The sequence below is a fragment of the Neobacillus niacini NBRC 15566 genome (genome assembly GCF_001591505.1).
GTDB classification, from domain to species: domain Bacteria; phylum Bacillota; class Bacilli; order Bacillales; family Cytobacillaceae; genus Neobacillus; species Neobacillus niacini.
Genome location: NZ_BCVA01000038.1, coordinates 1 through 17,760 on the forward strand (window position 1 = coordinate 1; position 17,760 = coordinate 17,760).

Annotated in this window: 15 protein-coding genes; 13 read left to right on the forward strand and 2 right to left on the reverse strand. The window is 40.1% G+C overall.

Going from position 1 to position 17,760, the window contains the following annotated elements:
- Nucleotides 1-143: 143 nt before the first annotated feature.
- On the reverse strand, nt 144-1,859 hold the full coding sequence (locus tag BANA01_RS21605) for an LPXTG cell wall anchor domain-containing protein (RefSeq protein WP_063254704.1): 1,716 nt from the start codon (nt 1,857-1,859) through the stop codon (nt 144-146).
- Between the two features lie 328 nt (nt 1,860-2,187).
- Between BANA01_RS21605 and BANA01_RS21610 the strand changes: the two genes are divergently transcribed.
- The 13 genes from BANA01_RS21610 (at nt 2,188) to BANA01_RS21670 (ending at nt 15,626) form a co-directional block, all read left to right on the forward strand.
- On the forward strand, nt 2,188-2,811 hold the full coding sequence (locus tag BANA01_RS21610) for a TetR/AcrR family transcriptional regulator (protein WP_063254705.1): 624 nt from the start codon (nt 2,188-2,190) through the stop codon (nt 2,809-2,811).
- Between the two features lie 13 nt (nt 2,812-2,824).
- Entirely contained in the window at nt 2,825-3,709 is an 885-nt protein-coding gene (locus BANA01_RS21615) for an ABC transporter ATP-binding protein (protein ID WP_063254706.1), read from the forward strand.
- The gene (locus tag BANA01_RS21620) at nt 3,710-4,513 is read left to right on the forward strand and encodes an ABC transporter permease subunit (protein ID WP_326160877.1); all 804 of its coding nucleotides are present in this window, start codon (nt 3,710-3,712) and stop codon (nt 4,511-4,513) included.
- Between the two features lie 28 nt (nt 4,514-4,541).
- Nucleotides 4,542-5,339, forward strand: a complete 798-nt coding sequence (locus BANA01_RS21625; protein WP_063254707.1) for an ABC transporter permease subunit — start codon at nt 4,542-4,544, stop codon at nt 5,337-5,339.
- Nucleotides 5,340-5,407: 68 nt separating this feature from the next.
- Nucleotides 5,408-5,755: an ASCH domain-containing protein gene (locus tag BANA01_RS21630; RefSeq protein WP_063254708.1), complete on the forward strand. Its 348-nt coding sequence runs from the start codon at nt 5,408-5,410 to the stop codon at nt 5,753-5,755.
- Nucleotides 5,756-5,850: 95 nt separating this feature from the next.
- Entirely contained in the window at nt 5,851-7,581 is a 1,731-nt protein-coding gene (locus tag BANA01_RS21635; RefSeq protein WP_063254709.1) for an ABC transporter ATP-binding protein, read from the forward strand.
- Nucleotides 7,582-9,441, forward strand: a complete 1,860-nt coding sequence (locus tag BANA01_RS21640) for an ABC transporter ATP-binding protein (protein ID WP_063254710.1) — start codon at nt 7,582-7,584, stop codon at nt 9,439-9,441.
- A 59-nt stretch (nt 9,442-9,500) separates the two neighbouring features.
- Nucleotides 9,501-10,700, forward strand: a complete 1,200-nt coding sequence (locus BANA01_RS21645) for an MFS transporter (RefSeq protein WP_063254711.1) — start codon at nt 9,501-9,503, stop codon at nt 10,698-10,700.
- A gap of 289 nt (nt 10,701-10,989) precedes the next feature.
- Nucleotides 10,990-12,168 carry an ABC transporter substrate-binding protein gene (locus BANA01_RS21650; protein WP_063254712.1) on the forward strand — a complete coding sequence of 393 codons (1,179 nt, stop codon included), beginning with the start codon at nt 10,990-10,992 and terminating at the stop codon, nt 12,166-12,168.
- 131 nt (nt 12,169-12,299) lie between these two features.
- Entirely contained in the window at nt 12,300-13,178 is an 879-nt protein-coding gene (locus BANA01_RS21655; RefSeq protein WP_063254713.1) for a branched-chain amino acid ABC transporter permease, read from the forward strand.
- A 12-nt stretch (nt 13,179-13,190) separates the two neighbouring features.
- Entirely contained in the window at nt 13,191-14,165 is a 975-nt protein-coding gene (locus tag BANA01_RS21660) for a branched-chain amino acid ABC transporter permease (protein ID WP_063254714.1), read from the forward strand.
- The gene (locus BANA01_RS21665) at nt 14,140-14,919 is read left to right on the forward strand and encodes an ABC transporter ATP-binding protein (RefSeq protein ID WP_063254715.1); all 780 of its coding nucleotides are present in this window, start codon (nt 14,140-14,142) and stop codon (nt 14,917-14,919) included. The genes BANA01_RS21660 and BANA01_RS21665 overlap by 26 nt, the downstream gene beginning before the upstream one ends.
- Nucleotides 14,919-15,626, forward strand: a complete 708-nt coding sequence (locus BANA01_RS21670) for an ABC transporter ATP-binding protein (protein ID WP_063254716.1) — start codon at nt 14,919-14,921, stop codon at nt 15,624-15,626. The genes BANA01_RS21665 and BANA01_RS21670 overlap by 1 nt, the downstream gene beginning before the upstream one ends.
- Before the next feature lie 35 nt (nt 15,627-15,661).
- On the opposite strand, the gene BANA01_RS21675 is transcribed toward BANA01_RS21670, so the two are convergent.
- Entirely contained in the window at nt 15,662-17,473 is a 1,812-nt protein-coding gene (locus tag BANA01_RS21675; protein ID WP_063254717.1) for a TIGR04190 family B12-binding domain/radical SAM domain protein, read from the reverse strand.
- Nucleotides 17,474-17,760 lie beyond the last annotated feature (287 nt).

Below are 17,760 nucleotides of genomic sequence, written 5' to 3' on the forward strand. Positions count from 1 at the left end.
TCCTCAAAGCCCTGGATTGAGGACAAATCTATCTGGCCACTCAAGAGATATTATCGAACGAGTATAGATTGATAGATCGAAAGCCCAGCCAATAAAAAAATGAGAACGAGTAGAGGATTATTCCCATACTGTTCTCATTCTATTTATGCTCTTTTTCTTCTATTAAAAAATAATGCACCTGCTGCAACTAAGAAAGCACCTAAAATTAGATAGTTATAAGAGTTTGTTGCAGTATCCGGAAGGCTGTTGCCATTTGAAGGTACAGCAGCTGTTTTTACAACATTTACGGATGGTGCAGATTTTTGTATGTCGTTTACGACTGGAGTTACGACGGGTTTTACCTCGTTTTGCTCTGGCGCTGGCGTTACAGGAGTCTCGTTAGTATTGCCATCCCCATTGCCGGGAGGAGTTGGTTCGTTTTCACTTGGCGGCGGTGTAACAGGAGCTTCGCCATTGTTGTCATTCCCATTGCCAGGAGGAGTTGGTTCGTTTTCACCTGGCGGCGGTGTAACAGGAGTTTCGCCATTGTTGCCATCCCCATTGCCAGGAGGAGTTTGTTCATTATCGCTTGGCGGCGGCGTAACAGGAGTTTCGCCGTTATTATCATCTTCATTACCAGGAGGAGTTTGTTCATTATCACCTGGCGGCGGCGTAACAGGAGTTTCATTATCTTCTTCTTTTGGCTCTGTGCTGCATGCACATGAACGTTCGATACCAAAAACGACAGATAGGAAACTAGTCATTGACGTGTTAAAAACGTGTAATGGTTCATTATAATTAATCGTTGCTAAGTTCTGAACAAAGATACTTCCCCAATCATAATCTTTTTGGTAGGTTTGGTGAGGCATCTGAATACCAATTTCGTCAACGTTGTAATCTTGGTTGATACTATCCACTAATTCATCATTTACAAAAATTTCTTGAATGACTTTTACAAAATTTGCAGCTGTGTCTTTTACAATCTCAATATAGTTCCTAGAGGTAACAACTACACCTGCTTCAAAAACTTTTTTCAGGGTATCAACTGCACTGCCTTTTACTTCTGCTGTTTGGGTTTGTTCCATTATAGCTGAACCCGAAGTCGTCATGTTTTGACTTTGAAGTGCTTCTATAGCGGTTTGTTGTTTTAGTTCGTCCACCGGTTTATTCGTGTCAGACAACTGTTGTCTTTGATTAACGGCTATGTCAACCAGTTGGTTCTGTACGAACAATGTTTGATCTTCTGCACTTACCGTTTGTTTTTGGCTTGAAGACGCATTTGTTTGTTGGCCATGTGAAGTATTTTCTCCTGCCGGTTTGGCAGCCCCCTGCACCTGCTCTGCCTCAACATTTAAATTTTGATTTTGTTCTGCTTCTACTGCTCCAGATGATAAACCATTCTGTTGTTGCCCCGCTTCAACTGTAGTGGTTTGACTTTGGTCAATATTCCCTTCAACAGTACTTTCGAGTTTTTCTTCACAGGAAATGGTCGCATGAACGGATTGTTCTTGGCAAAGAGAGCCGGTAACTTGCTGGTCCTGGTCAACCACGATATCTTCCGTTACATTTTGATCTTGGCTTCCGCTTGTATCAGCTGATTGGTCTTGATCAATCTTTCCTTCAGAAGCATTTTGTTCCTCAGCAATTGGGGTAAGTGGCTCATGAGTCTTCTCAACAGAACTAGTCTGTTCTTCAGAGAACGAAATTTCTTCAGAATTAGGAGATTCTGCTTGTAATTCGTTTAAGGATGTTAAGTTTTCTGCCTCTTGTTCACTAACAACGGGTTCTTCCACATTTCCCTCTGCCATAACATTCGTCACGTTTAACCCCATTGTAAAGGTATGTAACAGTAATGCTGTAAGTAAGAGCTTTTTTAGCATCCTTTCCCCTCCTTTCAAAAATAAGATTTAATGGATATGTTCAGTATATAGAACAAAATGATAATTTAAAAAGTCCGTTTTCCGCCGTTTTTGTAAATAAATATACATTTTTTACCCATTTTTACACCTTTTTCTCCCATTTTCACAATTTCTCTATTTTGAACAAAATTTTCACTATAAAGAATTAATCACTAGCAAAAATAACTGGAGGATTTAATTTCATAATTTTGTAAAAATATAACTTGTTCACCATTGACCAGACCAGTCAACAGGCGTAAACTGAAATTGACTGATGTGGTCAACGATTAATCGAAAGGGGCCAGCCCAGATGTTTTCGAAATTTTTAAGCCTGGATTCGGAGAAACAGGACCGCATAATAAATGCAGCCATAAAAGAGTTTGCCCAAAAAGGATATGATAGTGCCTCAACGAATGAAATCGTAAAGGATGCGGGTATCTCAAAGGGACTGCTTTTTCATTATTTTCAAAGCAAAAAACAGTTGTTTTTCTTTCTATTTGATTACTGCTATAACCTAGTTGCCGATGAATTTTATAAAAAGGTTGACCTCACCGAACGTGATTTTTTTAAACGAATTCGTCAGGCTGTACACATTAAAATGGACCTTCAAACGAAATATCCAGAGATCTTAACTTTTATCCAAGAGGCATTTAGGCAAGACTCTCCGGACATAAAAGACGAATTTGATAAAAAGAAGCAGGAGCTAAACTCAGTTAATGCAGGGATTATTTATGATGGGATTGATCTCTCAAAATTTAGGGATGATGTGGATGTCCAAAAAATCTTAAAAGTCATATCTTGGACGTTTGAAAAAATGAGTGATGAGGAGCTGCAAAAAGCGAAGGTGGTTCCGGGTCACAAGATTGATTATGAAAAAGTCTTTTTAGAAGCAGAAGAGTATTTTGAGATTTTCATTAAATGCTTTTATAAATAAGGGGGCTGTGACGATGAATGTGATTGAGATTAAGAATCTTACAAAGATGTACGGTGCGTCAAGAGGAATTAGCGATATCAGCTTTACCGTTGAGGAAGGCGAAATTTTTGGTTTTATCGGTCCAAATGGTGCAGGCAAGTCAACCACCATTCGTACTCTTTTATCACTCATCTATCCAACAAGCGGCAGTGCCACGATTTTTGGCAAAGATATAGTTCAATTTGCTCCCGAAATTAAAAAGGAAATTGGCTATTTACCATCTGAGGTATTCTACTATGACAACATGAAGGTGAAGGATCTATTAAACTATTCAGCTAGTTTTTATAAAAAAGATTGTAGAAAGAGAATAAAAGAGTTAGCAAATATTATGGACTTAGATCTCAATAAAAAAATTGATGACCTTTCACTGGGAAATAAAAAGAAGGTCGGGATTGTTCAGGGGCTGCTTCACGAGCCGAAACTGATCATCCTTGACGAACCTACGAGCGGGCTTGACCCGCTAATGCAGCAAAAATTCTTTGAACTGCTGGAAGAAGAGAATAGAAAAGGCGCGACAATTCTATTTTCCTCTCATATTTTAACGGAGGTTCAACGTTTGTGTAATCGGGTTGCCATTATTAAAGAGGGCAGGATTGTGGCCGTTGAGAAGATTAGTACATTAAAAGAGAACACCTACAAAAAGTTCAAAGTAGAAACAAAATCAGCCCTCGATCCTCATTACTTTAACCTCGCAGGAGTTAATAAGTTAGAGGTAAAGGATACCCATACAAGCTTTTTGTTTAAAGGGAATATTAACGAAGTTATGAGAAAAATTGCTGATGTTGAAATTACAAATCTATGGATTGAAGAGCCAGACCTTGAGGAGATCTTTATGCATTATTACGAAAAGGAGGCCTAAATGAGGATGAATATTCTGTTGCATGAGTTAAGGGCATATCGGAAGTCTACGATTATTTGGACGATTTCATTAATCATGGTTGCAGCACTGTTTATGTCATTTTATCCTTCCTTTACAAAGGATACAGAGGAGTTTAGAAAGCTGCTTGAGGGGTATCCGGCTGCATTAAGAGAGGCGTTCGGGATTAACCTGGACAATTTCTTTTCAATCCTTGGATTCTACTGTTATGGGCTGTCGTTTGTTACCCTTTGCGGCGCAATTCAAGCAATGAACCTTGGTACGGGTATTATCAGCAAAGAGGTGAGGGAAAAAACAGCTGACTTCTTATTAACAAAACCTGTTACACGTGCCGCTATATTGACGAACAAACTATTGGCTGCATTCATTTCCATCATCGTGACGAATATTTTTTATATAACAGCAGCCATTCTACTTGCTTATCAGGTGGCAACGGAAAATTTTGATGTGGGCATTTTCCTCCTGCTTTCATTGACTGTCTTGTTTATACAATTAATATTTTTAGGACTAGGAATCATCGTTTCTGTTATTTTTCAAAAGATTAAGTCAGTGTTAACGGTGTCGCTGGCAACGGTTTTTGCCTTTTACTTTTTAGGGATGTTCAGCTCGACTTCAGGTGATGAGGCAAAACGGTATCTTTCCCCGTTTAAATACTTTGATACAGCGTATATCATGGAACATTCTAATTATGAAACCCCCTTTTTAATCACTAGCGCATTGTTCATTATTCTCGCAATTGGAATCAGTTATTTCATTTATGGTAAAAAGGATATCCATACGGTATAAAGGCTGCCCAAAGGAGGGTGATGGAAGCATGAATATTTTTTTAAAAGAACTGAAGTCACATAGAAAATCGCTTATATTTTGGAGTATTGGGATATTCCTTATGGTCACGTCTGGTATGGTTAAATATGAGAGTCTTTCTTCTTCTGGACAGCCAATGAATGAAATGCTCGCAGGAATGCCAAAATCATTACTGGCTGTGTTAGGAATAGGAGAATTTGATATCTCCACAGCGAGCGGTTATTACGGATTACTGTATATTTATTTGTTATTAATGGCGACCATTCATTCAGCCATGCTCGGCGCAACGATTATTGCTAAAGAAGAGCGGGATAAAACCACGGAGTTTTTATTTGTTAAACCAGTATCAAGAAATGGGGCCATTCTAGCAAAATTGGCTGCGGCGTTTGTAAATATCTTAATCTTGAATATCGTGACATTCGTTTCCTCACTCGTATTAGTTGGAAAATATAGCAATGGTGAAGTGGTTACGGGTGATATTGCCATTACAATGGCTGGGATGTTTATTTTACAGCTGTTATTTATGGTCATCGGCAGTTCCCTTGCAGCAGTAAAAAGGAAGTCTAAAACAGCGGCCTCCTTCGCAGCCGTGATCCTATTACTTACGTATCTGATTTCGGTTGTGATTGATTTAAATGAAGGAATCGAAGGATTAAAATACCTCACCCCATTTAAATATTTTGAGGCAAAGAATATAATGTTTGGCGGCGGACTGGAGTTCATCTATGTACTATTATCAGGCGGATGGATTGCTGTACTCACAGCAGTAACATTTATTTTTTATAAAAAGCGGGATTTGAATGTGTAAACGTTTTTAATAACATGGTGATAGTGTTAAAATAGTGAAAGCACAATTGAAAAAAGGAGGATAACAAGATGAGTCAAAATGAAAACACTACACTGCCGCCAAAAACTTGCTCGATTGAACGATTAGTAACGATGGAGTCTGATGTGAAAAAGGTGCTTGCAGGAGAAAAAACGGCAACCCGTAGAAATGGAAGATATGCCGATCCAGGAGAAATCATGACGCTCGAGGGACGTCAATTTGTCGTAGAAAAAGTTTATTCACAAAGTTTAGGTGAATTAACTGATGATGACGCTCGCCGCGAGGGGTTCTCTACGGTTGAAGAGTATAAGCAATCGATTCTTGCCTATCACCCTGGAATGCCATGGCTTCCACAAATGCGGGTTTGGGTTCATGAGTTTCGCCCGCTGGAAGACTAAGCAAAAGTATGAGTTCTTATCCTAGAACTCATACTTTTTTTTGCTATAATAGCTTTATCCATAAATTTGAAGGGGAATCCTCGAGGTGAAGGTTCATGGGGTTTTTAGCAAAATACATAAAGAAATATTGGAAGTCTTTTAGCTTAGCAGTTTTGTTTTTAACCTTTGAGACGATAAGTGATTTGTTAATGCCAACCATCATGGCAAAAATCATTGATGTTGGCGTGGCAGGCAGGGATTTAAACTACGTATTAAAAATGGGCGGGTTCATGCTGCTGATTACCCTTTTTGGAGCGATAGCAGCCTCTACAAGGAGTATAGTAGCTAGTATTGTCTCGCAAAGTTTTGGTTCTGAGTTACGGTCGGATTTATATAAAAAAATCCAAACGCTGTCATTCAAAAATATAGACCGTTTTGAACGCGCGTCGTTAATCACTAGGCTGACCAATGATGTGACACAGGTCCAGGTTTTTGCCAATGGTTTAATGCGGATTTTTGTAAAATCCCCCCTATTAGCGATTGGCGGATTAATCATGGCAACGCGGTTAAACCTTCATTTATCCGTTGTATTGGTTGTCGTTGTCCCGATTGTTGCAATATTTATTATTCTAAATCTTAGACTTGGGTTTCCAAAGTTCTCAAAAGTACAAAAGGCTTTAGATCGTGTTAACAGTGTAATGCGTGAGTACTTGTCTGGTGTCCGGGTAGTGAAGGCATTTAATCGTTTTGATGTTGAAGTGAACAAGTTTGATAAGACAAATGAAGAGTTTAAACAGCAATCGATTTCTGCCACGAGGTTAATGGCAGTATTCGGTCCTGCGATTATGTTGACAGTTAACCTTGGGATTGTTGCTGTCCTCTGGATCGGCGGTTATGGCGTAACAAATGGCGATGTACAGGTTGGCCATATTATTGCGTTTATTAATTACATGACACAAATTCTTTTTTCATTAATGATGATTTCGATGGTGTTTAATATGTTTGTCCGGGCAAGGACTTCTGCAGTTAGAATAGGCGAGGTTTTTACCCAGCAGGATGACCTGACTTGGGAGAAGGGACAGAGTCAGCACCCAGGTGAAAAAGGCGGAATAGAGTTTAACAATGTCTCCTTTTCTTATGAAGGAACGAGCGGAGAACCTGTTTTGAAAAATATTAACCTATCCATTTTACCAGGTGAAACCGTGGGAATCATTGGCTCGACAGGCTCTGGTAAAAGCACCCTTGTTGGCTTAATACCTCGTTTTTATGATGTAAGTGCCGGAAGGATCAAGGTGGATGGTGAAGATATTCACCTTGTTGATCCTAAAAGACTACGGGAAAAAATTGCCTTTGTTCCGCAAAAAACAATTCTTTTTACCGGAAGTGTTGAAGAAAACATTAAATGGGGAAAAGAACACGCGTCAATTGAAGAAATTATAAAAGCGGCGGAGATTGCCGGAGCACATGATTTTATAAGCGCTTCTCCCGAAGGATATCAAACGAGAATTGGACAAGGCGGAGTGAATTTTTCAGGCGGCCAAAAGCAGCGGCTATCGATCGCAAGGGCATTAATTAAAACTCCTGATATATTGATATTAGATGATAGTACAAGTGCGGTTGACGTCACCACAGAGGCAGGGATTAAAGCGGGCTTAAAAAAATATGCAAAAGGTCTTACCTGTCTTCTCATTGCCCAGCGGATTACTTCGATTATCGATGCAGATAAGATTATCGTCATGGACCACGGGGAAATCGTCGGAACAGGAAAGCACGAGGATTTATTAAGAGACTGCAGCGTTTACCAGGAAATTTATCAATCACAAGTGGGTAAGGAGGTGGCACTCTAAATGTCGAAAACACGAGAGCAATCAAGTAACACTCCTCCTCCCCTGTCAATTCCGGGAAGACCAGGCTTTGGAGGCCATCGCCGGGGTGCACCCATTGTCAAGCCGAAGAATTTTAAACAAACAATTAGAAGGTTATGGCATTATTTTGGCAATGAACGAAAAATGCTGAGCATTGTGTTTTTGTTCATCTTAATGAGTGCTGCATTATCACTGCTATCTCCGTTTTTAATTGGAAAAGCCGTGGACGCCATAAGTCTTGATACACAAGTGGATTTTCATTTTCTGGAGATCATGGTGATGGTTCTAATAGGAGCCTTTATTTTAGACGCGGTGTTGACGTTTCTCCAGGGCTGGTTGATGGCTGGAGTTTCACAGCGAATCGTCAAACGTTTGCGCGCTGCGCTTTTTAAAAAGCTGCAAAAGCTGCCAGTCGCCTTTTTTGACAAGCGGACACATGGAGAATTAATGAGCCGGCTTTCCAACGATATCGATAATGTCAGCAGTACAATCTCGCAATCGACGACACAGCTGATGTCAGGGGTCATTGTGATCAGCGGCTCATTAATTATGATGCTGATTTTGAGTCCGATTTTGACTGTGGCGAGCTTGGTAACCGTTCCGCTCGTCTTTCTGTTAACCAAGACGATTGCAAAACGAACCAGTGTACTGTTTAAGGATCAGCAAATTCAACTTGGAAAACTAAATGGACAAATTGAGGAAACCATTTCAGGTATTGAGGTAGTGAAGGCGTTTAACCATGAAGAAAAGGTGATTTCTGAATTTGAAGAAGTCAATCAGAAACTGCGTGAGGTCGGCCTTAAGGCGCAAATTTGGTCCGGCTTTCTTATGCCAATCATGAACGTAATAAATAATCTGGGTTTTGCCATTGTAGCCGTAACAGGGGGATTTCTTGCTGTTGAAAACATGATAACCGTAGGTGCAATTGCGAGCTTTATCACCTATTCTCGTCAGTTTGTCCGGCCGCTTAATGATCTTGCGCAAATTTTTAATATGCTGCAGTCAGGTGTAGCAGGTGCAGAGCGTGTTTTTGAGATTCTCGACGAGCAGGAGGAACCAGATGATTTGGAAGACGCAGTTGCGTTGACCAATCCAAAGGGACATGTTGTGTTCGAAAATGTCAGCTTTGGCTACCGCGGCGATGTACCCATTTTGAAAAATGTTAGTTTTGAAAGTGACATTGGCAGCAGTACGGCTCTAGTTGGACCAACGGGAGCGGGAAAAACGACCATCGTTAATTTGCTGACAAGGTTTTATGATGTCACAGAGGGCAGAATATTGCTTGACGGACGTGATATTCGCGAATATACCCGCGATAGCTTAAGAAGCTGTTTCGGCTTTGTTTTGCAGGATACGTATTTGTTTTCAGGGACTATCAAGGAGAATATTAAATATGGAAAGCCGTCAGCAAGTGATGAGGAAGTGATCAGTGCGGCTAAAATGGCGAATGCAGATGCGTTTATTAAACGTCTGCCTAAACAATATGAGACCATACTCTCAGAAAATGGCGGAAACTTAAGTCAAGGGCAGCGCCAGTTGATTGCCATTGCAAGAGTGATCCTCGCAAAACCTGCTGTGTTGATATTAGATGAGGCTACTAGCAGTATTGATACCCGTACCGAGCTGCATATTCAAGAGGCGCTGCTATCGCTAATGGAGGGCAGAACAAGCTTTATTATCGCCCATCGTTTAAACACCATTCGTGATGCGGATAGAATCATGGTTATTGACAATGGGAAAATAGTAGAACAAGGAAACCACGGAGAACTCATGGAACAGCAAGGAAGATATTATCATATGTTCTTTAATCAATTTAAAAATGTAGAAATTGCCGTAGATTAAATAATGGCAAATCATTAGGGAATAATGTCACTAATGGTATTCAATAAAGGGGGTTGGTTATGAAAAAGGAGATTTCTAACCGGAGATTGCTCTGGGTTTCTGGAACGGGCTGGATGTTTGACGCAATGGATGTAGGAATGCTTTCTTTTATTATTGCTGCATTAAGTGTGGAGTGGGATTTAACGGCGCAGCAAATGGGATGGATCGGCAGTATCCAATCAATCGGAATGGCTGTTGGGGCACTGATTTTTGGCTTAATGGCCGACCGAATTGGACGTAAAAATGTATTTATCATAACCTTATTATTATTCTCAATTGGAAGCGGGATTTCTGCATTTGCCACTTCCATAACCATTTTTCTTATATTAAGATTTTTTATCGGAATGGGACTTGGCGGTGAGCTTCCTGTTGCCTCGACTCTTGTTTCGGAAAGCGTTCCGGCAGAAAAACGAGGCCGTATTGTCGTGTTATTAGAAAGTTTTTGGGCGGCCGGCTGGCTGATTGCTGCTGTCATTTCTTATTTTATTATTCCAAAATTCGGCTGGTCAACAGCCTTGTTAATTAGTGCCACACCTGCACTGTATGCCTTATATTTACGCATTGGATTACCGGACTCTCCTAGATTTGAAGCGCTTAAGGATAAAGAGAAAATTTCCGCATGGCAAAGTATTGCAAATCTATGGACCAATGAGTATCGCCGCAGAACCACAATGCTCTGGATTGTTTGGTTTTGTGTTGTTTTTTCCTATTACGGAATGTTCTTATGGCTTCCAAGTGTAATGGTTTTGAAAGGTTTTAGTCTCATTAAAAGCTTTGGATATGTCTTAATTATGACACTAGCACAATTGCCAGGATATTTTACGGCTGCATGGTGTATTGAAAAATTCGGCCGGAAGTTTGTTTTAGCGGTCTATTTAATTGGAACAGCAATCAGTGCGTTTCTATTTGGAAATGCTGAGTCTACTGCCTTGTTAATTACATCAGGGATTCTTTTATCCTTCTTTAATCTCGGTGCATGGGGTGGCTTATATGCTTATACTCCTGAACAATATCCTACGATTATCCGCGGCACAGGGGCAGGCTCAGCAGCGGCATTTGGCCGGTTAGGCGGGGTGTTAGGTCCCTTATTGGTAGGATATTTGGTAGCACAAGAAACATCGATTTCGACTATATTTACAATCTTTTGTATCTCGGTTTTCATCGCTGCTATTGCCGTTATTTTCTTAGGAAAAGAAACAAAAAATAAAGTATTAGTATAATGTTTAAATGAGAGAGATTCCTATTAAAGAATCTCTCTTTTGTTTTTTAACTCAGCATGATTTTATTCCTTTAGTGCACCAAAGCTATTATTCAGAACCTGTTTAATCTTATGATAGTAGTAGAAATTCCTTTTTACACTGATTTTTCAGAATTATATTAAAATAATGCAGTTCCTACTAGACGAATAGGAAATTATTTTGTACAATGTTTTCAGAATATTATCTTTTTTTAAACATCTTGAAGATAACAACGGGTAAGGGGACTATTCAAAAATAGGGGGGTTAAACAGTGAGAAAGAAAAAATTAGCAGGTGTTTTTATGTCGTTCATGATGGCGGCAGGTGTGTTGGCTGGCTGCGGTGGTGCCGCCAGTACCAGTGGTGGAAAAGACGGCGATACCATTAAGATTGGTGCCAACCTTGAACTCTCTGGCGGGGTAGCTTCTTATGGCCAGTCCATTGAAGAAGGTATCAAACTGGCATTGGAAGAGATCAATAAAGAAGGTATTGACGGAAAGAAACTAGAACTTGTGACATTCGATAATAAATCAGACGCGGCGGAAGCAACAAGCGGTACAACCAAGCTAATCAGCCAAGATAAGGTAGCGGCCATTATCGGTGCAGCTACTAGTACAAATACTTTGGCGCAAGTACAAATCGCTCAGAAAAATAAAATTCCATTATTGACACCGACTGGTACAAATCCAACGATTACAAATAAAGACGGCGTCTTAAGTGACTTTGTGTTCCGTACTTGCTTCATTGATCCTTTCCAAGGAACAGTTGCAGCCAACTTTGCTGCTAAAGACCTTAAGGTGAAAAATGCAGCAATCATTATTGACAGCTCAAGCGACTATGCAAAAGGGCTTGCAGCCGCGTTCCAAACGGCATTTGAAAAAAATGGCGGAAAAATCGTGAAGGAAGAAGCTTATGTTGCCAAGGATACAGACTTTAATGCGATCTTAACAAATATTAAATCTGCAAATCCTGATTTTATCTTCCTTCCTGGATATTATGAGGAAGTTGGCTTAATTATCAAACAAGCTCGTGCTCTTGGTATTGAAGCCCCATTCATGGGCGGCGATGGCTGGGATTCTCCTAAACTAGTAGAAATTGCTGGTGCTGATCCGTTAAACAATACCTTTATCACCAACCATTATTCTTCTGGTGACTCTGATCCAAAGGTACAAGATTTCGTAAAAGCATTCGAAGCAAAGTATGATGGTAAATCTCCAGATGCCTTTAATGCATTAGGCTATGACTCCCTATATTTCCTTGCTGACGCAATTAAACGTGCAGGAAGTGCTGACCCTGAGAAAATTCAAAAAGCACTTGAGGAAACAGATGGTCTTCAATTAGTATCTGGAACAATGAAACTTGATAAAAACCATGATCCAATTAAATCTGCTGTCATTCTTGAATACAAAGGCGGAAAGCAAGAGTTTAATACAAAGGTAGACCCAGAATAAAAAGAAAAGCGGAAGCGCCTGGGCTGCTTTCACTGGACAAATTTTATAGTGGTCAAAAAGAATAGGGAGCTATTTTGTCTCCCTATTCCTATTTAGAAATATATTTTCCTAATTTTAGGAGGAGACTAGACATGGAATTTTTACAACAGCTGGTTAACGGGGTGTCATTAGGCAGTATATATGCGTTAATAGCCCTTGGTTATACAATGGTCTACGGAATTGTAAAATTAATTAATTTTGCTCATGGAGACGTCTTCATGGTTGGTGCATTTATCGGTTTTTATTCTATTACTATCTTAGATTTAGGATTTTTCCCGTCTTTGCTTATTTCCATGGTAACTTGTGCCATCTTAGGGGTTCTCATTGAAAGGATTGCCTATAAACCTTTGCGTAATGCCACTAGGATTGCAGCACTCATTACTGCGATTGGAGTCTCTCTGTTAATTGAATATGGGATGATTTATGTACGCGGTGCTCAGCCAGAGGCGTATCCCGGCAATCTAATTCCAGCAACAAGCATCGATTTCCTTGGAGTTAAAGTAAGCAGTCAGTCACTGCTAATTTTAGGTACATCCCTCGTTTTAATGATTTTATTACAATTTATTGTTCATAAGACGAAAATTGGGAAGGCAATGCGTGCTGTATCCCACGATATGGATGCTGCAAGACTGATGGGAATAAACGTTAATAATACCATTTCCGCAACTTTTGCGATTGGGTCTGCGCTAGCAGGTGCAGCCGGTGTTGCGTTTGGAATGTATTATACAAAGATTGAACCATTAATGGGGATTATTCCAGGACTTAAAGCCTTCGTTGCGGCCGTACTGGGTGGTATCGGAATTATTCCAGGCGCAATGGTTGGCGGCTTGTTATTGGGTGTCATTGAGTCACTTGTAAGTGCTGCTGGCTTCTCCTTATGGAGAGATGGGGTAGCGTTTGTCGTACTAATCTTAATTTTGATTTTCCGTCCAGCCGGTTTATTCGGTAAAAATGTACGGGAAAAAGTGTAAGGGGGCAAGCGCATGAATATTCTTAAAGGTGCAAAAGGTTTTTGGTCATCAATCGTTTTAGCCGTTGTTTTTGGTATTGTCATGCAATTTTTAATTACCGGCGAAATCATTAATTTCTTTTATGTAAACACACTTTATTTTATTGGTATTAACATAATTCTTGCTGCCAGCTTACATCTGATTATTGGAATTACAGGACAGTTTTCAATTGGACATGCAGGCTTCCTTGCTGTCGGTGCTTATGCATCTGCTATTATTACGATGAAATTAGAGCTGCCATTCTCACTGGGATTATTGGCGGGAGGAGTTGCAGCCGCTATTGCAGGTTTAATTATTGGAATTCCTACACTTCGGCTAAAAGGAGATTACCTTGCAATTGCCACGCTGGGATTTGGTGAAATTGTCCGGATTATCTTTTTAAATATTGAATATGTCGGCGGAGCAAGCGGGATGACCGTTACGCAACTGACTACTTGGCCATGGCTTTTCGGGAGTATCCTTTTAACACTTCTTGTCATCAGGAACTTTACGAATTCAACGCATGGACGAGCTTGTATCTCTGTAAGAGAAAATGAAATTGCGGCGGACGCCATGGGGATTAACACTACTTATTATAAGGTCATTGCGTTTGCCATTGGGGCATTTTTTGCTGGAGTGGCGGGTGCTTTATATGCGCACAACTTTTTCATTATCCAGCCGACGAACTTTGGTTTCTTAAAATCGTTTGATATCCTAATCTTTGTCGTTCTCGGCGGGTTAGGCAGTTTATCTGGGGCGGTACTTTCGGCCATCCTGCTAACGATTGTCTCGACCTATCTGCAAAGCTATCCGGAACTTCGGATGATTATTTATAGCTTAGTATTAATCATTATGATGCTTTACCGTCCACAAGGAATTATGGGAACAAGAGAATTAACTTCATTCTTTAAGTTTGGTAAGTCTGGAAAAGGAGGAGTCAATGATGACAGCAAACAACCCGTTGCTTAAAGTAAATAATGCAGGCATCCGTTTTGGCGGATTAAAGGCTGTTTCAGACGTGAACCTCGAGTTGAAGCAAGGTGAATTAGTAGGGTTAATTGGGCCAAACGGTGCCGGTAAAACCACATTCTTCAACTTGTTAACAGGCGTATATGTACCAACTGAAGGCAGTATTGAGCTAGATGGAGATAAATTAAATGGATTAGCACCTTATAAGATTACGAAAAAAGGAATCAGCAGAACCTTTCAAAACATTCGTTTGTTTAATGAATTGTCGGTGCTTGATAATGTAAAGGTAGCCTACCACTCTCTTGCAAAGCATTCGATTATGAGTTCGATTTTCCGCCTCCCTAAGCACTTTTCAGAGGAAAAGTATATGGAGGAAAAGGCGATTGAGTTTTTGAAGATCTTTAATTTAGATAATGTTTTACATGAAAAGGCAAAGAACCTGCCGTACGGCCAGCAGCGCCGTCTAGAGATTGCTAGAGCACTGGCAGCAAATCCGAAATTATTGCTGCTGGATGAACCTGCAGCGGGTATGAATCCACAGGAAACAGAAGAATTAATGAATCTCATTGCCTTAATTCGTAAAAAGTTTGATTTAACGATTCTTTTGATTGAACATGACATGCTCCTTGTTATGGGTGTATGTGAGCGAATTTATGTACTTGACCATGGTCAGCTTATTGCAGATGGGACTCCCGAGCAAATCAGAAATAATCCAAAAGTCATCGAAGCGTATCTTGGGGAGGAGGTTTCGTAATGCTTAAAATTGAAGATATCAATGTATTCTATGGCAATATCCATGCCTTAAAGGGTGTTTCTCTCGATATCAATGAGGGGGAAATCGTTACCTTGATTGGAGCGAATGGAGCAGGAAAAAGTACGCTGTTAAAAACGATTTCCGGATTACTAAAGCCAAAGAACGGCAGCATTTTGTTTGAGGGCCAATCGATTTCAGGGAAGGTAGCACAAACCATTGTAAAACAAGGACTTTCCCATGTTCCTGAAGGACGCCGTGTCTTTGCCAATATGTCTGTAGAAGAGAATCTTGAATTAGGTGCTTATTTACGAAAAGATAAACAAGGTATTAAGGAGGACTTTGAGAAGGTCTATAGCTTGTTTCCGCGCCTTCTAGAGCGCCGTAAGCAGCTGTCTGGAACATTATCCGGGGGCGAGCAGCAAATGCTTGCGATGGGCAGAGCCTTGATGGCGCGTCCGAAGCTTTTGCTATTAGACGAGCCTTCAATGGGACTTGCTCCTCTATTAGTTAAAACGATTTTTAAAATTATCGAAGAGATTAATAAATCGGGTACTACCATCCTGTTGGTCGAGCAAAATGCGAACATGGCCTTATCCATTGCAGACCGAGCCTATGTAATTGAGACAGGAAAAATCGTCCTATCAGGCTCTTCAGATGAATTGAATCAAAGTGACCAAATAAGAATGGCCTACCTAGGTGGACATTAAAAAGACATGCGAATTCACATGTCTTTTTTCATGGATTAGTACACTTTTGCCTTCTGGTGTTGCGTGTCAAGTTTGAATTGATGGCGGAGCTTTGGCTGGAAGGCATGTTTAATTTTAATCGCATACTCTTCGTATAGCTGCTCTAAACCAACTAATGCCAGGGAGAAGAAGTTCGCATAATTCTTTTGAACCTCCCACTTTAATTCGTTCTTACCACAAATGCTATATTTATTTAATTCTTCAATTTCTTTTTGTATTTTTGCTAATTCTACTTGCTGTTCTGCCTCAGGAAGAGAAAGGACATAATCAATCTTTTCAATATAGGCTTGTGATTTTTCAATCTTGCCTTTAATTTCTTCGTAGCCGTCTTGATCAATCAAATTGTACTTTAATTTAAAATCGTTCAATTTTTGAGCAGAATCATAGGTTGATCTTACAATATCATCGCGTGTCATCTGAGTTGTTTCATAGCTTAGCATATGCTTCCAAGATGGCTGGGTAATGGCCTTGCGGTGGTCCTCAAGGGTATGACAGAATTTTTTAAAGCCGTGAAGCTCTGGATTTTCAAAAGCTGGGCTTGCAGGGTCAAGGAACGGTGCAAGCGGTGCGACAAAGTAGAAAAGTCTGGGATCTTGGTTGCATGCAAGATGAATTTCCTCGCAGAAATCAATGTTTTCAAGCGCACTTTGATAGGTTTGACTCGGAATACCTGTCATAAAGAATAAATCAATTTTTTTGGCACCATGCTTTAAGGCAAAATTGAGCGTTTCAATTACCTTAGGATTGGTACAATTAAACTTACCATTATAGCGTCTAATTTTTTCATCATGAGTTTCAAGTGTAATTTCAATGCTGTATTTTGGACAGCTTTCGTTCATCATCTGGAAGAACTCTTCACCCGCATATTGGAATAATTCGAACACGATTTCATTTTTAAGATTAAGCTGTTTAAGACGGCTGAAGAATTCTTTTACATATTCACGTCCGCCTTGACGCAGATCATGCAGGATAAAGATTGGAGCACGGCTGAAGCGTGAGATAAATTGAATGTCTTCAACCAGCTTTTCTGGCGACCGTAATGCTAAAGAACTTCTGCCGCAGTTTTGATCATAAGCGTCCTTTGAACCGCCGCAGATGAGACAGTTTTGCGAACAGCCTCTTGCTGTCAGTAATGCGGTATTAGGATATTGCAGCCAGCCGTTGTATGGCAGCGGGTCAAGGAAGTTGCGATATTTAAAGACAGACCGGACGGTGTACCGATAGCCTGGAACATCAATATCATCCAAATCCTTTGGTACATAAGTGAGGGGGTTATAACCAATCTCACTGCCTTTTTTCCAAGTTAGATTTGGAATGTCAGCATAGTGCGTATTTCCAAGCTCCAATTTATTCATCAGCAGAAGCATAAGCTTTTCTGTTGAGTCACCACGCATAACGAAATCAATAAAAGGATATTTAATTAACTCTTTATGATAATAGGTGGCTGATAAGCCCCCAAAAATCATCGGTGCCCCGGGGTGAAGCTTTTTTACAATTTTAGCTAGTTCGATACTGCCGTGTGCATGCGGCAGCCAGTGCAGGTCAATCCCGAACGCACGTGTTTTGATTTTTTTGAGCTTTTTTTCTACATCAAATTTCTCACTCATCAGCATTCGGTTCGCGATATTGATAATTTTTACACGAAGTCCGAACCGCTCTAAATAGTCAGCAATACTTGTTAATCCAATGGGATACATTTCAAACACTGGTGATGACGGCACTACATCACTGATTGGACCTGCAAGCAGGGAGTTTTTTCGAAAGTCATACACACTTGGTGCGTGTAAAAGGACCAAATCATACTTCATTTAAGCCACCCTTTTCCATTTAAAAATTTATATATTTATATTTATCCTTGTGAAGAATTTCACATATTTTCTATAATTTAAACGTGGCAACGTTATAGTCAGATAAGCTCTTGCCAAAATCCAAAACTGTAATTATTTTCTATCTGCCTTTATTTTACTATAATGATGGATTAATAGAGTGACAAACGGGTGACAACAATGTGGAGATTCCGTGGAAATAAATGAAATCCAAATAGACGATTCGAGCATATTTTAATGGGAACACACATAAGGAGGAATATGTCTTG

Bases quoted from the DNA above. Each gene is read 5' to 3' on its own strand.
- BANA01_RS21605 (WP_063254704.1), bottom strand. From the start codon at position 1,859: ATGCTAAAAAAGCTCTTACTTACAGCATTACTGTTACATACCTTTACA.
- BANA01_RS21610 (WP_063254705.1), top strand. From the start codon at position 2,188: ATGTTTTCGAAATTTTTAAGCCTGGATTCGGAGAAACAGGACCGCATA.
- BANA01_RS21615 (WP_063254706.1), top strand. From the start codon at position 2,825: ATGAATGTGATTGAGATTAAGAATCTTACAAAGATGTACGGTGCGTCA.
- BANA01_RS21620 (WP_326160877.1), top strand. From the start codon at position 3,710: ATGAGGATGAATATTCTGTTGCATGAGTTAAGGGCATATCGGAAGTCT.
- BANA01_RS21625 (WP_063254707.1), top strand. From the start codon at position 4,542: ATGAATATTTTTTTAAAAGAACTGAAGTCACATAGAAAATCGCTTATA.
- BANA01_RS21630 (WP_063254708.1), top strand. From the start codon at position 5,408: ATGAGTCAAAATGAAAACACTACACTGCCGCCAAAAACTTGCTCGATT.
- BANA01_RS21635 (WP_063254709.1), top strand. From the start codon at position 5,851: ATGGGGTTTTTAGCAAAATACATAAAGAAATATTGGAAGTCTTTTAGC.
- BANA01_RS21640 (WP_063254710.1), top strand. From the start codon at position 7,582: ATGTCGAAAACACGAGAGCAATCAAGTAACACTCCTCCTCCCCTGTCA.
- BANA01_RS21645 (WP_063254711.1), top strand. From the start codon at position 9,501: ATGAAAAAGGAGATTTCTAACCGGAGATTGCTCTGGGTTTCTGGAACG.
- BANA01_RS21655 (WP_063254713.1), top strand. From the start codon at position 12,300: ATGGAATTTTTACAACAGCTGGTTAACGGGGTGTCATTAGGCAGTATA.
- BANA01_RS21660 (WP_063254714.1), top strand. From the start codon at position 13,191: ATGAATATTCTTAAAGGTGCAAAAGGTTTTTGGTCATCAATCGTTTTA.
- BANA01_RS21665 (WP_063254715.1), top strand. From the start codon at position 14,140: ATGACAGCAAACAACCCGTTGCTTAAAGTAAATAATGCAGGCATCCGT.
- BANA01_RS21670 (WP_063254716.1), top strand. From the start codon at position 14,919: ATGCTTAAAATTGAAGATATCAATGTATTCTATGGCAATATCCATGCC.
- BANA01_RS21675 (WP_063254717.1), bottom strand. From the start codon at position 17,473: ATGAAGTATGATTTGGTCCTTTTACACGCACCAAGTGTGTATGACTTT.